This window comes from Geobacillus sp. CCR, from assembly GCF_052906625.1.
Genome location: NZ_JBREBQ010000002.1, coordinates 103,159 through 120,968, shown reverse-complemented (window position 1 = coordinate 120,968; position 17,810 = coordinate 103,159). Strand labels below are relative to the sequence as shown.

Below are 17,810 nucleotides of genomic sequence, written 5' to 3'. Positions count from 1 at the left end.
GAGGAAGATTTAGGGAGATTTTGGTTGAAACATAAAATCATGCAGGGAAAATGCTCTATCGTTTTGCATCCGGCTTAATAGCTGGCTGAGGATTGAAACGAGTGTAATGTCAACCAAACGTAATTGGAAGAAATCTTGTGCCCGGCTCAATAGCCGAATGAGGATCGAAACAATATAGATAAAAACAAGCAACAGCTGAAAGGTTGAACGACGATGGAATCCAACGAAAAATCCGTAAATATGAAAACCCCAGCCGTACAAGCTGGGGTCCATTTTTTTGTCGAACGAAGCAGGATTTTCGCTGCTGCTTGTCAAATGAAAATCAATCAAGGAAACTGTTGCTTCACCTTCTCCACATCTTCTTTAAACTTCTCATGTGTTTTCGCCAGCACTTCTTCAAAGACGCCGTTCATTCGTTGTTCCAGCACAGCGATTCCTTCCCCGGTAATGCCGCCTTTGACGCATACTTTTTCCTGCAACGTTGGCAATGTGTACAGATTCCGCTTGAGCAGTTCCCCAAGGCCGATGATCATATCGGTCGCCAGCATCGTCGCCTGTTCCTTCGTGATGGCGGTTTTGGCCGCTGCGGCGTCGATGAAGCGCTGAAGCAAATAGCTGAAAAACGCTGGACCGCAGCTTGAGATGTCGGAAGCGACGCGGGTGATGGCCTCGTCGATGTACACCGGCGAGGCGATGCGCCGGAGAAGATCATCGATCGTTTGCCGGCAGGCGGCTGAGCAGCGCGAGCCGAAGGTGACAAGGATGCTGCCGGAGAGCGCCCGGTTTGCAATGCTCGGAATGGCGCGCACGATTTGGCAAGGGACGGCTGCTTCAAGCTGTTCGACGCTGATCGGGCTTGTGATCGATACGAGGTAGTGTTCGTTTGTCCAGTGCGGGGCCAGTTGCTGCAATAATGGGTGGATGTCGAGCGGTTTGACGCATAAAAAGACGAGGCTGGATTGTTTGATGACTTCAGCCGCATCGGCAACCACTGCCATGCCGGGATGCGCGCGTTGTATCGCGAACGCTTTCGCAAGCGTACGGTTCGTTATGACGAGCTGATCCGCTTTCACGGCGCCGGAGTCGAGGAACGCTTCGATTAAGATGGTGCCCATATTCCCCGTGCCGATAACGCCGATGTTCATGCATTGTCCCCCCTCCCGGTTTTGGTTCACCGGAACTCTCTTTTTCGATATGTATGAGAAAAAGGCTCGGTTTATGACTGGAGATGGAAAGGATGGGATCGTATGTGGGAGCATGTGCAGGAGCTTGGAAAACGTTATGGGAAAGCGGGGGTGCTCTTGTTGTTTGCCGCGGCGGCGGGGTTATGGGTGTTTCGTCATCCGACGGATGAAAAGGAGCAAGTCGTCTTGCCGGCGGCGGCTGAAACGGATGCCGCCCGGCCGGAAGAAAAAAAGGACGAGGCGCCCAAAACCGCTGTGGTGGATGTGAAAGGGGCGGTCGCGAAGCCAGGAGTGTACGAAGTGGCGGCGGACGCCCGCGTTCGCGATGTTATCGCCCTAGCCGGCGGATTGACGGACGAGGCGGATGAAACGAAAATCAATCTGGCGGCAAAAGTGCGCGATGAGATGATGATTTACGTGCCGGCAAAAGACGAGGCCGCACCAGCGTCAGATGCCGTCGGCAAGTCTCCAAGCGATGGAGCTCGGGACGGGCCGCAAGTGGCGGTCAATACGGCGACGGAAGAGGAGTTGATGCAGCTTCCCGGCATCGGACCGGCGAAGGCAAAAGCGATCATCGCCTATCGCGAAGAACACGGGCCGTTTCAGCGGGTGGAAGATTTGTTGAATGTAACCGGAATTGGCGAAAAAACGCTGGAGAAATTGAAACCGTATTTGCTTGTGCCGTAAACGAGGCGGGGGAGCGCAATGCTTCTCGTTTATGGGCGGATCAGGGCTGCTGCGGACGTTTTTCGGCGTTGACGGGGGCAGGCGGCGGCGGGTAGACTAAAAGTATGGAAACGAGCGGAGGGACGTAGAATGGAACGCATCACATGGGATCAATACTTTATGGCGCAAAGCCATCTGTTGGCGCTGCGCAGCACGTGCACAAGGCTGGCGGTCGGGGCGACGATTGTGCGCGATAAGCGCATCATCGCCGGCGGGTACAACGGCTCGATCGCCGGGGGCGCCCATTGCACCGATGAAGGGTGCTACGTTATTGACGGCCATTGTGTACGGACGATCCATGCGGAAATGAATGCCATTTTGCAATGCGCCAAGTTCGGCGTCCCGACCGAGGGGGCCGAGATGTATGTCACCCATTTTCCGTGCTTGCATTGTTGCAAGGCGATCATTCAAAGCGGCATTCGCGCTGTCTATTACGCCCAAGACTACAAAAACCACCCGTACGCCTTGGAGCTGTTTGCTCAAGCTGGCGTCCGGCTTGTGCAAGTGCCGCTGAAAACGGATGTGTTCGCCTTGCTTTCCGGCGGCGGAGGGGGAGCATGAAAGGACAAGCCGTCTATCCCGCCGCGGCGGCGCTCTTTGCCGTGGCGGCGGCCTCGCCGTCCAAAACCACATGTCTTCTCCTTATCATTTATCTCCTTCTTCTTTTCATCCGCCGGCCGCACTGTTTCCTTCCTGCTCTCGTTGCAGCTCTCTTCTTTTTTGTCTATTTTCTCATCGTTGACCATCATAACAAAACTTCCCTTTCCGGCGGCCGTCATTCGCTTTCCGTTCGTTTTTCCGCCGCGCCGGCGATCGACGGCGATCGATTGCAGGCGGCGGTGCAAGCTGGCAAGGAGCGGGTGCAGCTTCGTTACATCATTCGGACGGCTGCGGAAAAAGAAGCGCTGCGTGCGCGTCTTATGCCCGGGGTCGTGTGCCGGCTGAGCGGAATGCTCGAGCGCCCTATGCCAGCCAGCAATCCGTATGCATTTGATTACCGCCGTTATTTGCGCCGCCATCGTATCCATTGGCTCTTTCTCCCTGAGGCGATCGATCTTTCCGCTTGCGTGCGCGTCCGTCCCACCATCATCGAACGGCTTGAGGCGATTCGTGAGGCTGGCGTCCGCCGCATTGAAGCCCAGTTTCCGCCGGAAGCGGCCGGCATCGCCGCTGCGCTCATTTATGGCGAACGCCGCTCGTTGGACGAGGAAGTGATTAGCGGTTACCAGCAGCTCGGGATCATCCATTTGTTGGCCATTTCCGGCGGCCATGTCACCCTGCTTGTCGGCGCTGCGTTGGCCGCTGCCATTCGGTTTGTGACGCGCGAAGCGGCCGTGCTTGCTTTGCTCGTTTTCTTGCCTATGTATGCGGTGCTCGCCGGCGCTTCGCCGTCGGTGCTGCGCGCCTGTGCGACCGGGATGATTGTATTGGCCGTCCAGTGGAAAAAAGGAATGATCCATCCGCTGGATGCGTTGAGTTGGACAGCGCTTGCCCTGCTCGTCTTTGACCCATATATGGTTTGGGATGTCGGTTTTCAACTATCATTTCTTGTCACGTTTGCCCTTCTCGCCCATGTGTCGGTGCTCGCCTCTGCTCGTTCGATGCTCCAAAACTTGTTTCAGACCGCGCTCGCCGCTCAGCTTGCCGCGCTGCCGATTTTGCTTTACCATTTTTATGAAATTTCTGTTTGGAGCATAGGGCTGAATGTCTTCTTCGTCCCTTGGTATTCATTTGTCATTTTGCCCATTGCTTTTCTATCCGCAGTTTTTTCCTTTTCTCCGCTCATTTGGCTGTTTAGCCGCCTCATTGAGCTGACGGACGCGGTTGTCCGTTTTTTCTCGGTCGATTACTCGTTTATGCTTGTGCTCGGGCGTCCGGGGCCGTGGTGCTTAGCTGGCTATCTGACGGCCATCGCGGCGGCGTTTTTGGATTGGGAGCGCGGCCGCCTGATCCGCGGATTGACAGCGGTGGCGGCGGCGACGGCGCTTCAGCTGGCCGCCCCGTATGTGGATCCGAAAGGGGAAGTGACGGTATTGGATGTTGGGCAAGGGGACTGTATTTATATTGAGCTTCCTTATCGAAAAGCAGTCTATCTCATTGATACCAGCGGGACGCCGGAATGGGTGCGCGAACCGTGGCGCAAACGGTCGCGGCCGTTTGCCGTCGGCCGCGACGTTGTCGTGCCGTTTTTAAAAGCCCAAGGGGTGAGGACGCTTGATCAACTGATTTTGACGCACGATGACGCCGACCATATCGGGGCTGCTCCCGAGGTGATGGGAGCCGTGCGCGTCAAGAAGATTGTCACAAGCCCAGGAGCGCTGCCGGCCGTCAAGGCGATGGCGCGCCCGTTTTCTGTGCCGGTGGCCGCCAGCGTGCGGGGGGATCGGTGGAAGGTGGGGGATGCCGCGTTTTCCGTATTGCACCCGGAGGCGGGAAACAATGAGGATAATAACGGCTCGCTTGTATTGCTTGCCCGCCTCGGCCGCTTGACATGGCTGTTTGCTGCGGATATCGAGGAAGAGGCGGAACAGGCGCTCATCCGCGCTTATCCAGAGCTGCGCGCCGATGTATTGAAAGTCGCCCACCACGGCAGCAAAACGTCGACAACAGAGCTGTTTTTGCGGACGGTCAAGCCGCGAGCGGCCATCATTTCCGTCGGCCGCTACAATCGCTACGGGCATCCGTCCCCCGAGGTGCTTATGCGGCTTCGGCAACAACGGGCGATCATTTGGCGGACGGATGAAAACGGGGCCATTCGCTATGTGTATGACGAAAACGGTGGAACCTTTCAGGTGATGAAACCATAAGATGTAGTGCACAAAAAAGCGGAACGTTTCAGCAGAAACAAAAAAATAAGGATTGCTTATGTAAGCAATCCTTATCGACCGAAAAATTCGATCAACGTTGCGATGATGAACATGGTAGCGAAAAAGCCGAACGACACGATGAATCCGACGGCGGAATCGACGGCGTCATTTCGTTGGCTTTGCACTTCCTTTTCAAATACGTTCATCGTTTTCCCCCTCCTCGTTCAATCATTTTTAGTATAGACGAAAACGCGTGAAAAATCTACCGCCGCTCGCTTCTTTTCCTTCCTTGACAACAGTTGACACAAATACTTTCAAACAGCCGGGAAAACATAAAAATAACCCGCTGGCCAATAAGGTCCTAGGACTTATAGGCTGGCGTTTATATAAAGGGGAACCGGTTTTTTCGGCAGCCGGTTCCCTTGTAAAATGACGAAAAACGGTGTATCTTTTCTAGCAGAGACGTTTGCTAGGGAATGGAGACGGGAACATGCTGGAACGCGTATGGGGAAACATTGAAAAACGGCGTTTTTCTCTTCTTTATTTATTATACGGCAATGAGCCGTTTTTATTAACGGAAACGTATGAGCGATTGGTGAACGCAGCGCTTGGCCCCGAGGAGCGGGAGTGGAACTTGGCTGTGTACGACTGCGAGGAAACGCCGGTCGAGGCGGCGCTTGAGGAGGCCGAGACGGTGCCGTTTTTCGGCGAGCGGCGTGTCATCCTCATCAAGCATCCATATTTTTTCACGTCTGAAAAAGAGAAGGAGATCGAACATGATTTGGCGAAGCTGGAGGCGTACTTGAAGGCGCCGTCGCCGTTTTCGATCGTCGTCTTTTTCGCGCCGTACGAGAAGCTTGATGAGCGAAAAAAAATTACGAAGCTCGCCAAAGAGCAAAGCGAAGTCGTCATCGCCGCCCCGCTCGCCGAAGCGGAGCTGCGCGCCTGGGTGCGGCGCCGCATCGAGAGCCAAGGGGCGCAAGCAAGCGACGAGGCGATTGATGTCCTGTTGCGGCGGGCCGGGACGCAGCTTTCCGCCTTGGCGAATGAAATCGATAAATTGGCCCTGTTTGCCGGATCGGGCGGAACCATCGAGGCGGCGGCGGTTGAACGGCTTGTCGCCCGCACGCCGGAAGAAAACGTATTTGTGCTTGTCGAGCAAGTGGCGAAGCGCGACATTCCAGCGGCGTTGCAGACGTTTTATGATCTGCTTGAAAACAATGAAGAGCCGATCAAAATTTTGGCGCTGCTCGCCGCCCATTTCCGCTTGCTTTCGCAAGTGAAATGGCTTGCCTCCTTAGGCTACGGGCAGGCGCAAATTGCTGCGGCGCTCAAGGTGCACCCGTTCCGCGTCAAGCTCGCTCTTGCTCAAGCGGCCCGCTTCGCTGACGGAGAGCTTGCTGAGGCGATCAACGAGCTCGCTGACGCCGATTACGAGGTGAAAAGCGGAGCGGTCGATCGCCGGTTGGCCGTTGAGCTGCTTCTGATGCGGTGGGGCACCCGCCCGGCGCAAGCGGGGCGTCACGGCCGGCGGTGAAGCGATCGCCCGGCCGTTTGCCGTGAACAAAAGAAAAACAAAAAAACGACCTGGCGCCAGGTCGTTTTTGATTAGGAAGCTTGGATGCTGTTCAATTTTTTCGCTAAGCGCGATTTTTGCCGGCTGGCGGCGTTTTTATGGATAAGGCCTTTGCTTGCAGCTTTGTCTAATTTTTTCGACGCAATAATGAATGCCTCGCGCGCTTTTTCCACGTCTTTCAATTCAACAAGCGCTTCAAATTTTTTGATCGCCGTACGCATGGCCGATTTCATCGAGGCGTTGTGAGTCCGGCGCTTTTCGCTCGTTTTCGCGCGTTTGATCGCTGATTTGATGTTAGCCACGTTCGTTCACCTCCGTTACCATTCCTACTTTCTGTTGTGAACAACAGGAAGAACAAGTGTTATTCTATCAAACGTGTTTGGATTATGCAAGAGTGTTCAAGCGAAAATCCTTTACGAAACATGAATGACCGGGCCTGATTGCGGCGACAATAAAAGAAAACGGCAGAAATGGGGAGGAACGACATGGAACAGCCGCTCGATTTACGCCAGTACTCGGTGCGCACGGATTTAGCGATCGAAGCGCATGAGATCGCACTCGAGGAGCGCTTGCAGCAAAAACAAGAAAGCGCCGCGCCGATTGAGGGGGTCATCATTCATGACGAGGAGATCAACGGCGTCAAGCTGTCGCATGTGCATGTCACGGAACAAGGAGCGGCCTCGATCGGCAAAAAGCCGGGCCACTACGTGACGATTGAAGCGCAAGGCATCCGCGAACAAAACACCGAGCTGCAGCAAAACGTGCAGCGCATTTTTTCCGAGCAGCTCAGCGCCTTTTTCAAGCGGCTCCGCATTCCCGATCAAGCGAGCTGCTTGATCGTCGGGCTCGGCAACCAAAACGTCACCCCGGACGCGCTCGGGCCGCTCACGGTGGAAAACGTGCTTGTCACCCGTCATTTGTTCCAGCTGCAGCCGGAAAGCGTCGAGGAAGGCTTCCGGCCGGTGAGCGCCCTTGCTCCGGGGGTGATGGGGACGACCGGGATTGAAACGAGCGACATTATCGACGGCGTCGTCCGGAAAACAAAGCCGGATTTTGTCATTGTGATTGACGCCTTGGCTGCCCGCTCGATCGAACGAGTCAACGCGACGATTCAGATTTCTGACACCGGCATCCATCCTGGCTCCGGGGTCGGCAACAAGCGGAAAGAGTTAAGCTATGAAACGCTTGGCATTCCGGTCATTTCGATCGGCGTTCCGACGGTTGTCGATGCGGTCTCCATCACGAGCGACACGATCGATTTCATTTTGAAGCACTTCGGCCGCGAAATGCGCGAAGGGAAACGGCCGTCAAGCGCGCTCGCTCCGGCGGGCTGGACGTTTGGGCGCAAACGAAAATTGACGGAACAAGACATGCCGTCGCCGCAAGAACGGTCGACGTTTCTTGGCATGGTCGGCACGCTTGGCGATGAAGAAAAGCGGCGCCTCATCTATGAAGTGCTCGCCCCGCTCGGGCATAATTTGATGGTGACCCCAAAAGAGATCGATTCGTTTATCGGCGATATGGCCAACTTATTAGCCGGCGGCTTGAATGCGGCGCTGCATCGGCAAGTCGACCAAGGCAATGTCGGCTCCTACACCCATTAGACAAAAAACAGTTCTATCTTTTCCCGCTTGGCCATACGTTAAACTGAGGAGACAAGCCGGGAAAGGGTGGGAATATGAAACGATGGCGCTCCCCAAACGTCATGATCGCGATTCCAGGAGCCAGCATAAAGAAACTGTTGATGCTCATCATCCTTGGCTGCATGATGATGTTTATGCTTGTCGGAGCGCTCACATCGCTGCGGCCGGAATACCGTCCGTCGTCATCATCGCTGAACGATATGGCGGCCCATTTTCCGGAAGAGACGTTCATTCGTCTGTTCGCCTTGGAAAATCGATATTTTGCGCAGCTGCTGCCGAAAGATCGGCGGCAGACGAATTACTCATCGCTATTGTTCCGCCTGGCGACGAGCATCAATCCCGATGACCCGCGCAGCCTGCTTGGCAGCGAGCTGCCGGGCTTTGCCCTTTATGACAGCAAAATTCTCATCGCTGGTGAAGGAACGGATTATACGAACATGCCATACGAATCAGCGCCGCCGCTTGAGGCGATGCTTGCGGAACGGCAAGCCTCGGTCGATGAACTCGAACAAGCAAACAAGAACGAAGATGAAAAACCGGTTCCCCCGCCATCGCAGACGACCGGAGGGAAAAAAGTGGTCTACATTTACAATACCCATACGCATGAGTCGTTTTTGCCGGCGCTCAAAGGGGTCACTGACCCGGATTTGGCGTTTCACCCGACGGTCAACATCACAAAAGTGGGGGAAAAGTTAGCGGAAGAACTGGAAAAGCGCGGCATCGGGGCTGAAGTGAGCAAAATCGACATTGTCAGCGAATTGTTAAAGAAAGGGATGAAATACTCCCAATCGTATGATATGTCCCGCCAAACAGTGGTCGCAGCAATGAAGCAAAATCGTGACTTGCACTACTTCATCGATATCCATCGCGATTCGCGGCGGCGGAAATATACGACGGCTACGATCAACGGCGTTGATTATGCGCGTGTCGCATTCATTATTGGCGGAGAAAACGCGACATACGAGAAAAACTTGCAGCTGGCTACCGCGTTGCATCAGTTGCTGCAAAAGAAATATCCAGGGTTGAGCCGCGGGGTGATCGAGAAAAAAGGAGCCGGGACGAACGGCAAGTTTAATCAAGATTTATCGGAAAACGCGATTTTAATTGAAGTCGGCGGTGTTGACAATACGTTTACTGAGTTGTTTCGTTCCATGTCGGCGTTGGCCGATGTGTTCAGCGACTATTATTGGCAGGCGGAAAAAGTCGAAGCGCCGGCTCCGGCGGAGAAAAAGTAAAGGAGCGTCACTATGGCACGATGGTTCATCCGCTTTACTCTAGCGATCTTTCTTCTTTTTTTCGGCGTGTTGTTTGGCATGCAAGAGGCGCATCGCGGCATGGAACGGATGCGCGGTTATGCCGATCCGTCGTTTCCATCCGTCATCGATATGAAAAAAAGGGAAAATGGTGAGGTGGAAGCGGCGGTGTTTGGCCGGCCGGTCGTTGCTGGAGATTTAGGAGAAAAGCAAGAAACGATTCGCGAGCTGAAAACGTTCAACTTGTTCTCTAGGCTCGGCCAACTTTTTGCCGATGCCGTCACCGCGCTCATGGAAATGCTGTTTTCGCTCGTCGGCCGGGTGTTGGACTAGCCCGTTCATGTGCGGACGAAACAGGAACGTGCCGTCACAATGGCGGCTTTTTCTTTTGGACGCCGCCCGCCGGCTGGAGCACAAAGTGCTGCGCTTTCCATATTGTCGATTGTTTTCTTGGCGCGGCTCTGGCCGTTTCGCGTCTTTCCGGAAAGCCCGAACGGCGGCTTGGCTTTTCGTTCATCATTGAATCTTCTTCGCGCTGTTGCTATAATCAAAGCTAGTGTAGTTTTGCGAAGAAGCAGGAGTGAGAGACGATGAACCGGGAAGAACGGTTGAAACGGCAGGAACGGATCCGCAATTTTTCGATTATTGCTCACATTGACCACGGAAAATCGACGCTGGCGGACCGCATTTTGGAAAAGACGGGGGCGCTGTCGGAGCGTGAATTGCGCGAGCAGACGCTCGATACGATGGAGCTTGAGCGCGAGCGCGGCATCACGATTAAATTGAATGCGGTTCAGTTGACATATAAAGCGAAAAATGGCGAAGAGTATATTTTCCATTTGATCGACACGCCGGGCCACGTCGACTTTACGTACGAAGTGTCGCGCAGCTTGGCCGCTTGCGAAGGGGCGATTTTGGTCGTCGATGCGGCGCAAGGCATTGAAGCGCAGACGCTCGCCAACGTGTATTTGGCGATCGACAACAATTTAGAAATTTTGCCGGTCATTAACAAAATCGATTTGCCAAGCGCTGAACCGGAGCGGGTGCGTCAAGAAATTGAGGATGTCATCGGTTTGGACGCCTCTGACGCGGTGCTTGCTTCGGCCAAAGTCGGCATCGGCATCGAAGAAATTTTGGAAAAAATCGTCGAAAAAATTCCGGCTCCCTCGGGTGATCCGGATGCGCCGCTGAAGGCGCTCATTTTTGATTCCCTTTATGACCCGTACCGCGGCGTCGTCGCCTATGTCCGCGTCGTCGACGGAACGGTGAAGCCAGGGCAGCGCATTAAAATGATGTCGACCGGCAAGGAGTTTGAAGTGACGGAAGTCGGCGTGTTCACGCCGAAGCAAAAAGTCGTCGACGAATTGACGGTCGGTGATGTCGGCTATTTGACCGCCTCGATTAAAAACGTGAAAGATACGCGCGTCGGCGATACGATCACCGATGCCGAACGGCCGGCAGCTGAACCGCTCCCGGGCTATCGGAAGCTCAATCCGATGGTGTTTTGCGGGATGTATCCGATCGATACGGCGCGCTACAACGATTTGCGCGAGGCGCTCGAGAAGCTGCAATTGAACGATGCGGCGCTCCACTTTGAGCCGGAAACGTCGCAGGCGCTTGGGTTCGGCTTCCGCTGTGGATTTCTCGGCTTGCTTCATATGGAAATCATCCAAGAGCGGCTCGAGCGCGAATTTCATATCGATTTGATCACGACCGCGCCGAGCGTCGTTTACAAGGTGCATTTGACCGACGGAACGGAAGTTGACGTCGACAACCCGACGAACATGCCCGACCCGCAAAAAATCGACCGCATTGAAGAACCGTATGTGAAAGCGACGATCATGGTGCCAAACGACTATGTCGGTCCGGTGATGGAGCTGTGTCAAGGAAAGCGCGGCACGTTTGTCGATATGCAATATTTGGATGAAAAGCGCGTCATGCTCATTTACGATATTCCGCTCTCCGAGATCGTCTACGACTTTTTCGACGCTTTAAAGTCGAACACAAAAGGGTACGCGTCATTCGACTACGAATTGATCGGCTACCGGCCGTCCAATCTCGTCAAGATGGATATTTTGCTAAACGGCGAAAAAATCGATGCCTTATCGTTTATCGTCCATCGCGACTCTGCGTACGAGCGCGGCAAAGCGATCGTTGAAAAGCTGAAAGATTTGATTCCACGCCAGCAATTTGAAGTGCCGGTGCAGGCGGCGATCGGCAACAAGGTCATCGCCCGTTCGACAATCAAAGCGTTGCGCAAAAACGTGCTCGCAAAATGTTACGGCGGCGACGTGTCGCGGAAGCGGAAGCTGCTTGAGAAGCAAAAAGAAGGAAAGAAGCGGATGAAACAAATCGGGTCGGTCGAAGTGCCGCAAGAAGCGTTTATGGCCGTCTTGAAAATCGACGACCAGAAAAAATAACGAGCAAGGCTGTCTCCGTTGGGGATAGCCTTGTTTGTTTCCTGCGGCGCCGCCGGCTGAAAGGAGGAGGACCGATGGCCGTTTCAGCGTATTTTCATATTCCATTTTGCGCCCATATTTGCCATTATTGCGATTTTAACAAAGTATTCGCCGCCGGCCAGCCGATTGACGACTATTTGCGGGCGATGGACAAAGAAATGGCGTGGACGGCGGCGGAATTTGGCAGCCAACTCAAGACGCTGTTTATCGGCGGCGGCACGCCGACGGTGCTTGGGCCGGCGCAGCTCGGCTGTTTGCTTGCGAGCATCCACCGCCATTTTCAGTTTGACCCGCAAACGGCCGAATTTACCGTCGAAGCCAACCCGGACGGCTTGACGAAAGAAAAGCTCGCTATTTTGCGCGATGCCGGAGTGAATCGGCTGAGCCTGGGGGTGCAGACATTTGACGATCAGCTTCTGCAAACGATCGGCCGCACGCACCGGCGAGGCGACGTCATACGGGCTGTAGCGTTGGCCAGAGAAGTCGGGTTTCAGAACATCAGCATTGATGTAATGTACGGTTTGCCGGGGCAGACGCTTGAGCAGTTTACGGCCGATTTAGAAGCGGCGTTTTCGCTTCATGTGCCGCATCTTTCTGCTTATTCCCTCATTTTGGAGCCAAGGACGATTTTTTATAACGAATGGCGGAAAGGGCGGCTCCGTCTACCGGGCGAAGAGATGGAAGCCGAGATGTACGAAGCAGCGATGGAGCAGATGGCTGCCGCTGGCTATCGGCAATACGAAATCAGCAACTATGCTTTGCCGGGATTTGAAAGCCGGCACAACTTGACGTACTGGAACAATGAGGAGTACTACGGCATCGGCGCTGGGGCGCACAGCTATATCGACGGGGTGCGGCGGGCGAATATCGGTCCCATCCGGCATTACATCAGCGCGATCGAACGCGGCCAATGGCCGCACCGCGACGTGCGCCGCTTGACCACTCGCGAGCAGATGGAAGAGGAAATGTTTTTAGGGCTGCGCAAAACGGAAGGGGTGTCCAAAGCCTGCTTTCGGCAAAAGTTCGGCCGCGACCTCCACGACATATTTGGCGCGGCGATCCGCCGGGAAATCGAAAACGGACGCCTCGAGGAAACGGAGACTCACATCCGCTTGACCAAACGAGGCAAGCTGCTCGGCAATGAAGTGTTTGCCGCGTTCCTCGGCGAAATGTAAACATTGACATTTGCCGGGCGATTTGCTACCCTAGTAGTAGATTTAGCACTCGAATTGTTCGAGTGCTAACAGAGGTGAGACACGTGCTAACGGACCGCCAACTGCTGATTTTGCAGGTGATTATCGACGATTTCATTCGTTCTGGGCAGCCGGTCGGTTCGCGGACGTTATCGAAAAAGCATCAAATCGCGTTCAGCTCGGCGACGATCCGCAATGAGATGGCGGATTTGGAGGAGCTCGGCTATATTGAAAAAACGCACATTTCTTCCGGCCGTGTGCCGTCGGAAAAAGGGTACCGCTACTACGTCGACCATTTGCTGCCGCCGCAGCGGCTGACAAGGGCGGACATTCAAAAAATCCGCTCCGTGTTTGCCGAGCGCATCTATGAGCTGGAAAAACTGATGCAAAAGTCGGCGCAAATTTTATCCGAGCTGACGAACTATACATCCATCGCGCTCGGGCCGACGTTTAAAGAAAGCAAACTGAAGCGGATGCAAATCGTTCCGCTCAACGAACAGACAGCCGTCGCCATCGTCGTGACGGACACCGGCCATGTTGAAAACCGGGTCGTGACGATTCCGTCATCGATGGACGCAGGCGACCTCGAAAAAATGGTCAACATTTTCAACGAGCGGTTGAACGGCGTTCCGCTCATTGATTTGAAAGAAAAAATGGAGACGGAAGTGGCCGACGTATTGCGCCGGCACATCCGCAACTACGACAGCGTGCTCAATACGCTCATTGAGACGCTCGATGCCCCTGAAGAAGAAAAAGTGTTTTTCGCCGGCAAGGCGAATATGCTCAACCAGCCGGAGTTCAGCGACATCCAAAAAGTGCGCCCGCTTCTGGACATCATTGAGCAGGAAAAAGACATTTATCGCCTGCTCCGCAAGCAAACCCAAAAAGGAGTGCGGGTTTCGATCGGGCATGAAAACGAACTGCGCGGCATGGAAAACTGCAGCTTGATTACAGCGACCTATTCGGTCGGCGATGAGCCGCTCGGGGCGATCGCGATTCTTGGTCCAACGCGCATGGAATACTCGCGCGTCATCACTGTCTTAAACCGTGTCGCTTCCGATTTGTCGGCCGCGCTCGCGAAATGGTATCAAAGTCAATAAGAATGGCCATATTGGATAACGGATGGATCGCGCATCCATCCTTTCCTTGTGGCCATTGATACATAAAAGGGAAGAGCCCCGGCAGGGAGGTGAAAGCGATGGAGCAAGGAGAAAAACAAGTGATGGAACAAGCTACATACGATGAGCCGGAGCGGGAGCAACCGATCGAGGAAGAAGCCGCCCCGCAGCCCGAGGGGGAATCAGGCGGCGTTCCGCTTGAAGAGGCCGGTGGGGAGGAAGCGGCGGAGCCGGCGGAAAAAGCGCCAACGGCCGAGGAGTTGGCGGCGGCCAAGGCGCAGATCGCCGAATTGGAAGCGAAGCTTTCAGAGATGGAACACCGATATCTCCGCCTGTACGCCGATTTTGAAAACTTCCGCCGCCGGACGCGCCAGGAGATGGAAGCGGCTGAAAAATACCGCGCCCAAAGCTTGGCGAGCGATTTGCTTCCGGTGCTTGACAACTTTGAACGCGCGTTGAAAATAGAGACGGACAACGAACAGGCGAAATCGATTTTGCAAGGGATGGAAATGGTGTACCGGTCGCTTGTTGACGCCTTGAAGAAAGAAGGCGTCGAGGCGATCGAGGCGGTCGGAAAGCCGTTTGACCCTTATTTGCACCAAGCCGTCATGCAGGCGGAAGCGGAAGGCTATGAGCCGAACACGGTTGTTGAGGAGCTGCAAAAAGGTTATAAGCTGAAAGACCGCGTGCTGCGGCCCGCCATGGTCAAAGTAAGCCAATAAACGGAAACGGAGGGTGATCAGTGATGAGCAAAATTATCGGCATCGACTTAGGAACGACGAACTCTTGCGTCGCCGTGTTAGAAGGCGGCGAAGTGAAAGTCATTCCGAATCCGGAAGGAAACCGCACGACCCCGTCGGTCGTCGCGTTTAAAAACGGCGAACGCCTAGTCGGCGAAGTCGCCAAACGGCAAGCGATCACGAACCCGAACACGATCATCTCGATCAAGCGCCATATGGGGACGGATTACAAAGTCGAAATCGAAGGGAAGCAATATACGCCGCAAGAAATTTCGGCGATCATTTTGCAATACTTGAAGTCGTACGCCGAAGACTATTTGGGCGAGCCGGTGACGCGTGCGGTCATCACGGTGCCGGCGTATTTCAACGACGCCCAGCGCCAAGCGACGAAAGATGCCGGCCGCATCGCCGGCCTCGAAGTCGAGCGCATCATCAACGAGCCGACGGCCGCGGCGCTTGCTTACGGCCTTGATAAAGAAGAAGACCAAACGATTCTCGTCTATGACTTAGGCGGCGGGACGTTTGACGTCTCGATTTTGGAGCTTGGCGACGGCGTGTTTGAAGTGAAGGCGACGGCCGGCGACAACCATTTGGGCGGCGACGACTTCGACCAAGTGATCATCGATTATTTGGTCAATCAGTTCAAGCAAGAGCACGGCATCGATTTGTCGAAAGACAAAATGGCGCTCCAACGCTTGAAAGATGCCGCGGAAAAAGCGAAAAAAGAGCTGTCCGGCGTCACGCAGACACAAATTTCGCTTCCGTTTATCAGCGCCAATGAAAACGGTCCGCTCCATTTGGAAATGACGTTGACAAGAGCGAAATTTGAAGAGTTGTCCGCCCACCTCGTCGAGCGGACGATGGGGCCGGTCCGCCAGGCGCTTCAAGACGCCGGCTTGACGCCAGCCGATATTGATAAAGTCATTTTGGTCGGCGGTTCGACGCGCATTCCAGCTGTCCAAGAAGCGATCAAGCGCGAGCTTGGCAAAGAGCCGCACAAAGGCGTCAACCCGGACGAAGTCGTTGCCATCGGTGCGGCGATCCAGGGCGGGGTGATCGCCGGCGAAGTGAAAGATGTCGTCCTGCTTGACGTGACCCCGCTTTCGCTTGGCATTGAAACGATGGGCGGCGTATTTACGAAACTGATCGAACGGAACACGACGATCCCGACAAGCAAATCGCAAGTGTTCACAACGGCGGCTGACAATCAAACGACGGTCGACATTCACGTTTTGCAAGGAGAGCGCCCGATGGCGGCGGACAACAAATCGCTCGGCCGCTTTCAGCTGACCGGCATTCCGCCGGCGCCGCGCGGCGTGCCGCAAATTGAAGTGACGTTTGATATTGACGCCAACGGCATCGTTCACGTGCGCGCCAAAGATTTAGGAACGAACAAAGAGCAGTCGATTACGATCAAATCGTCGTCCGGCCTGTCGGAAGAAGAAATTCAGCGCATGATTAAAGAAGCGGAAGAAAACGCCGAAGCCGACCGGAAGCGGAAAGAAGCCGCCGAGTTGCGCAACGAAGCCGACCAGCTCATTTTCATGACCGACAAAACGATCAAAGAAGTCGAAGGAAAAGTGAGCGCCGATGAGATCAAGAAGGCGCAGGATGCGAAAGAGGCGTTGAAAGCGGCGCTCGAGAAAAACGACATCGACGACATCCGCAAGAAAAAAGACGCGCTGCAAGAAGCGGTGCAGCAGCTGTCGATCAAGCTGTATGAACAAGCGGCGAAACAGGCGCAAAGTGCAGGATCGCAAGGCGGCGCTGCCAATCATAAAGACAACGTGGTGGACGCCGAGTTTGAAGAAGTGAACGACGATAAATAATGCAACCGAAAGTCAAAGTCAGGCCTGCCTTGGCTTTGACTTTTTTTCTAGCATTGACATATTGCCTTGCCGCAGAGGGAAATGATAAAATTAAATTTATGTGAGTGAATCGGGAGTGGATGATCAACGATGGCGAAGCGCGATTATTACGAGATTCTCGGCGTCAGCAAAAACGCGACGAAAGACGAGATCAAAAAAGCGTATCGAAAGCTTTCGAAGCAGTATCATCCAGATGTGAACAAAGCCCCGGACGCCGCGGAGAAGTTTAAGGAAATTAAAGAGGCGTACGAAGTGTTAAGCGATGATGAAAAGCGGGCCCGCTACGACCGCTTTGGCCATGCCGACCCGAACGAAACGTTTGGCGGCGGCGGATTCCAAGGCGGAGGGTTTGATTTCGGCGGCTTTAGCGGCTTTGGCGGTTTTGAAGATATTTTTGAAACGTTTTTCGGCGCCGGTCCGCGCAGGCGGGCGAGCGGTCCGCGCAAAGGCGCGGATGTCGAGTATATGATGACGCTTACGTTTGAAGAAGCGGCGTTCGGAAAAGAAACGGAAATTGAAATTCCGCGGGAAGAGACGTGCGACACGTGCCAGGGCAGCGGAGCGAAACCGGGCACAAGCCCGACGTCTTGTCCGCATTGCCACGGCAGCGGGCAAGTGACAAGCGAACAAGCGACGCCATTTGGCCGCATCGTCAACCGCCGGACATGCCCCGTCTGCGGTGGCACGGGCCGGTACATTCCGGAGAAATGCCCAACGTGCGGCGGCACGGGACGCGTCAAACGGCGGAAAAAAATTCACGTCAAAATTCCAGCCGGCGTCGACGACGGCCAGCAGCTGCGCGTCGCCGGCCAAGGGGAGCCAGGGGTCAATGGCGGGCCCCCGGGCGATTTGTACATCATCTTCCGAGTCGAACCACATGAGTTTTTCAAACGCGACGGCGACGATATTTATTGCGAAGTGCCGTTGTCGTTCGCCCAGGCGGCGCTCGGCGATGAGATCGAAGTGCCGACGCTCCATGGCCATGTGAAGCTGAAAATCCCGGCCGGCACGCAAACGGGCACGCGCTTCCGCTTGAAGGGAAAAGGGGTGCCGAACGTACGGGGCTACGGCCAAGGCGATCAGCACGTCATTGTCCGCGTTGTGACGCCGACGAAGCTGACCGAAAAGCAAAAGCAGCTGCTGCGCGAGTTTGATCGGCTCGGCGGAGACACGATGCACGACGGGCCGCACGGCCGTTTTTTTGAGAAAGTCAAAAAGGCGTTTAAAGGAGAAGCGTAAGCGC

At 54.7% G+C, this 17,810-nt stretch carries 17 protein-coding genes; 13 read left to right on the top strand and 4 right to left on the bottom strand.

All coding sequences use genetic code 11. The features are described 5' to 3' along the window. Window positions 1-9: 9 nt before the first annotated feature. Window positions 10-330: a hypothetical protein gene (locus ACVBDQ_RS01860; protein WP_021322005.1), complete on the bottom strand. Its 321-nt coding sequence runs from the start codon at window positions 328-330 to the stop codon at window positions 10-12. Further along, window positions 327-1,145, bottom strand: a complete 819-nt coding sequence (gene comER / locus ACVBDQ_RS01855; RefSeq protein WP_021322006.1) for a late competence protein ComER — start codon at window positions 1,143-1,145, stop codon at window positions 327-329. The genes ACVBDQ_RS01860 and comER overlap by 4 nt, the downstream gene beginning before the upstream one ends. Before the next feature lie 102 nt (window positions 1,146-1,247). Between comER and ACVBDQ_RS01850 the strand changes: the two genes are divergently transcribed. The 3 genes from ACVBDQ_RS01850 to ACVBDQ_RS01840 all read left to right on the top strand — a co-directional run bounded on the left by ACVBDQ_RS01850 (window position 1,248) and on the right by ACVBDQ_RS01840 (window position 4,717). Beyond that, on the top strand, window positions 1,248-1,871 hold the full coding sequence (locus ACVBDQ_RS01850) for a helix-hairpin-helix domain-containing protein (protein ID WP_014196384.1): 624 nt from the start codon (window positions 1,248-1,250) through the stop codon (window positions 1,869-1,871). A gap of 129 nt (window positions 1,872-2,000) precedes the next feature. Further along, complete coding sequence (locus ACVBDQ_RS01845; protein ID WP_011231995.1) at window positions 2,001-2,471, top strand: ComE operon protein 2; 471 nt, start codon at window positions 2,001-2,003, stop codon at window positions 2,469-2,471. Continuing rightward, on the top strand, window positions 2,468-4,717 hold the full coding sequence (locus ACVBDQ_RS01840; RefSeq protein ID WP_081130538.1) for a DNA internalization-related competence protein ComEC/Rec2: 2,250 nt from the start codon (window positions 2,468-2,470) through the stop codon (window positions 4,715-4,717). The genes ACVBDQ_RS01845 and ACVBDQ_RS01840 overlap by 4 nt, the downstream gene beginning before the upstream one ends. Before the next feature lie 71 nt (window positions 4,718-4,788). On the opposite strand, the gene ACVBDQ_RS01835 is transcribed toward ACVBDQ_RS01840, so the two are convergent. Continuing rightward, entirely contained in the window at window positions 4,789-4,923 is a 135-nt protein-coding gene (locus ACVBDQ_RS01835; RefSeq protein ID WP_011231993.1) for a YqzM family protein, read from the bottom strand. Window positions 4,924-5,207: 284 nt separating this feature from the next. On the opposite strand from ACVBDQ_RS01835, the gene holA reads away from it, so the two are divergent. After that, a complete protein-coding gene (gene holA, locus ACVBDQ_RS01830) occupies window positions 5,208-6,254 on the top strand; it encodes a DNA polymerase III subunit delta (protein ID WP_011231992.1) in 1,047 nt (348 codons plus the stop codon). A gap of 71 nt (window positions 6,255-6,325) precedes the next feature. Here holA and rpsT read toward each other — a convergent pair whose 3' ends face one another. Further along, the gene (gene rpsT / locus ACVBDQ_RS01825; protein WP_014196381.1) at window positions 6,326-6,595 is read right to left on the bottom strand and encodes a 30S ribosomal protein S20; all 270 of its coding nucleotides are present in this window, start codon (window positions 6,593-6,595) and stop codon (window positions 6,326-6,328) included. Window positions 6,596-6,778: 183 nt separating this feature from the next. On the opposite strand from rpsT, the gene gpr reads away from it, so the two are divergent. The 9 genes from gpr (at window position 6,779) to dnaJ (ending at window position 17,806) form a co-directional block, all read left to right on the top strand. Next, entirely contained in the window at window positions 6,779-7,897 is a 1,119-nt protein-coding gene (gpr, locus tag ACVBDQ_RS01820; protein WP_011231990.1) for a GPR endopeptidase, read from the top strand. 74 nt (window positions 7,898-7,971) lie between these two features. Beyond that, a complete protein-coding gene (gene spoIIP / locus ACVBDQ_RS01815) occupies window positions 7,972-9,171 on the top strand; it encodes a stage II sporulation protein P (protein WP_081130539.1) in 1,200 nt (399 codons plus the stop codon). 12 nt (window positions 9,172-9,183) lie between these two features. Beyond that, the gene (locus ACVBDQ_RS01810) at window positions 9,184-9,522 is read left to right on the top strand and encodes a YqxA family protein (RefSeq protein WP_011231988.1); all 339 of its coding nucleotides are present in this window, start codon (window positions 9,184-9,186) and stop codon (window positions 9,520-9,522) included. Between the two features lie 257 nt (window positions 9,523-9,779). Then, a complete protein-coding gene (lepA, locus tag ACVBDQ_RS01805; RefSeq protein ID WP_011231987.1) occupies window positions 9,780-11,609 on the top strand; it encodes a translation elongation factor 4 in 1,830 nt (609 codons plus the stop codon). A 74-nt stretch (window positions 11,610-11,683) separates the two neighbouring features. Next, window positions 11,684-12,823 carry a radical SAM family heme chaperone HemW gene (hemW, locus tag ACVBDQ_RS01800; protein WP_081130541.1) on the top strand — a complete coding sequence of 380 codons (1,140 nt, stop codon included), beginning with the start codon at window positions 11,684-11,686 and terminating at the stop codon, window positions 12,821-12,823. 83 nt (window positions 12,824-12,906) lie between these two features. Further along, window positions 12,907-13,941: a heat-inducible transcriptional repressor HrcA gene (hrcA, locus tag ACVBDQ_RS01795; protein WP_014196378.1), complete on the top strand. Its 1,035-nt coding sequence runs from the start codon at window positions 12,907-12,909 to the stop codon at window positions 13,939-13,941. A 98-nt stretch (window positions 13,942-14,039) separates the two neighbouring features. Further along, window positions 14,040-14,681, top strand: coding sequence for a nucleotide exchange factor GrpE (gene grpE / locus ACVBDQ_RS01790; RefSeq protein ID WP_013524168.1), 642 nt, complete (start codon window positions 14,040-14,042; stop codon window positions 14,679-14,681). Between the two features lie 23 nt (window positions 14,682-14,704). After that, complete coding sequence (dnaK, locus tag ACVBDQ_RS01785; protein WP_013144701.1) at window positions 14,705-16,528, top strand: molecular chaperone DnaK; 1,824 nt, start codon at window positions 14,705-14,707, stop codon at window positions 16,526-16,528. 129 nt (window positions 16,529-16,657) lie between these two features. Continuing rightward, on the top strand, window positions 16,658-17,806 hold the full coding sequence (gene dnaJ, locus ACVBDQ_RS01780; RefSeq protein ID WP_013524167.1) for a molecular chaperone DnaJ: 1,149 nt from the start codon (window positions 16,658-16,660) through the stop codon (window positions 17,804-17,806). Window positions 17,807-17,810: the final 4 nt, after the last annotated feature.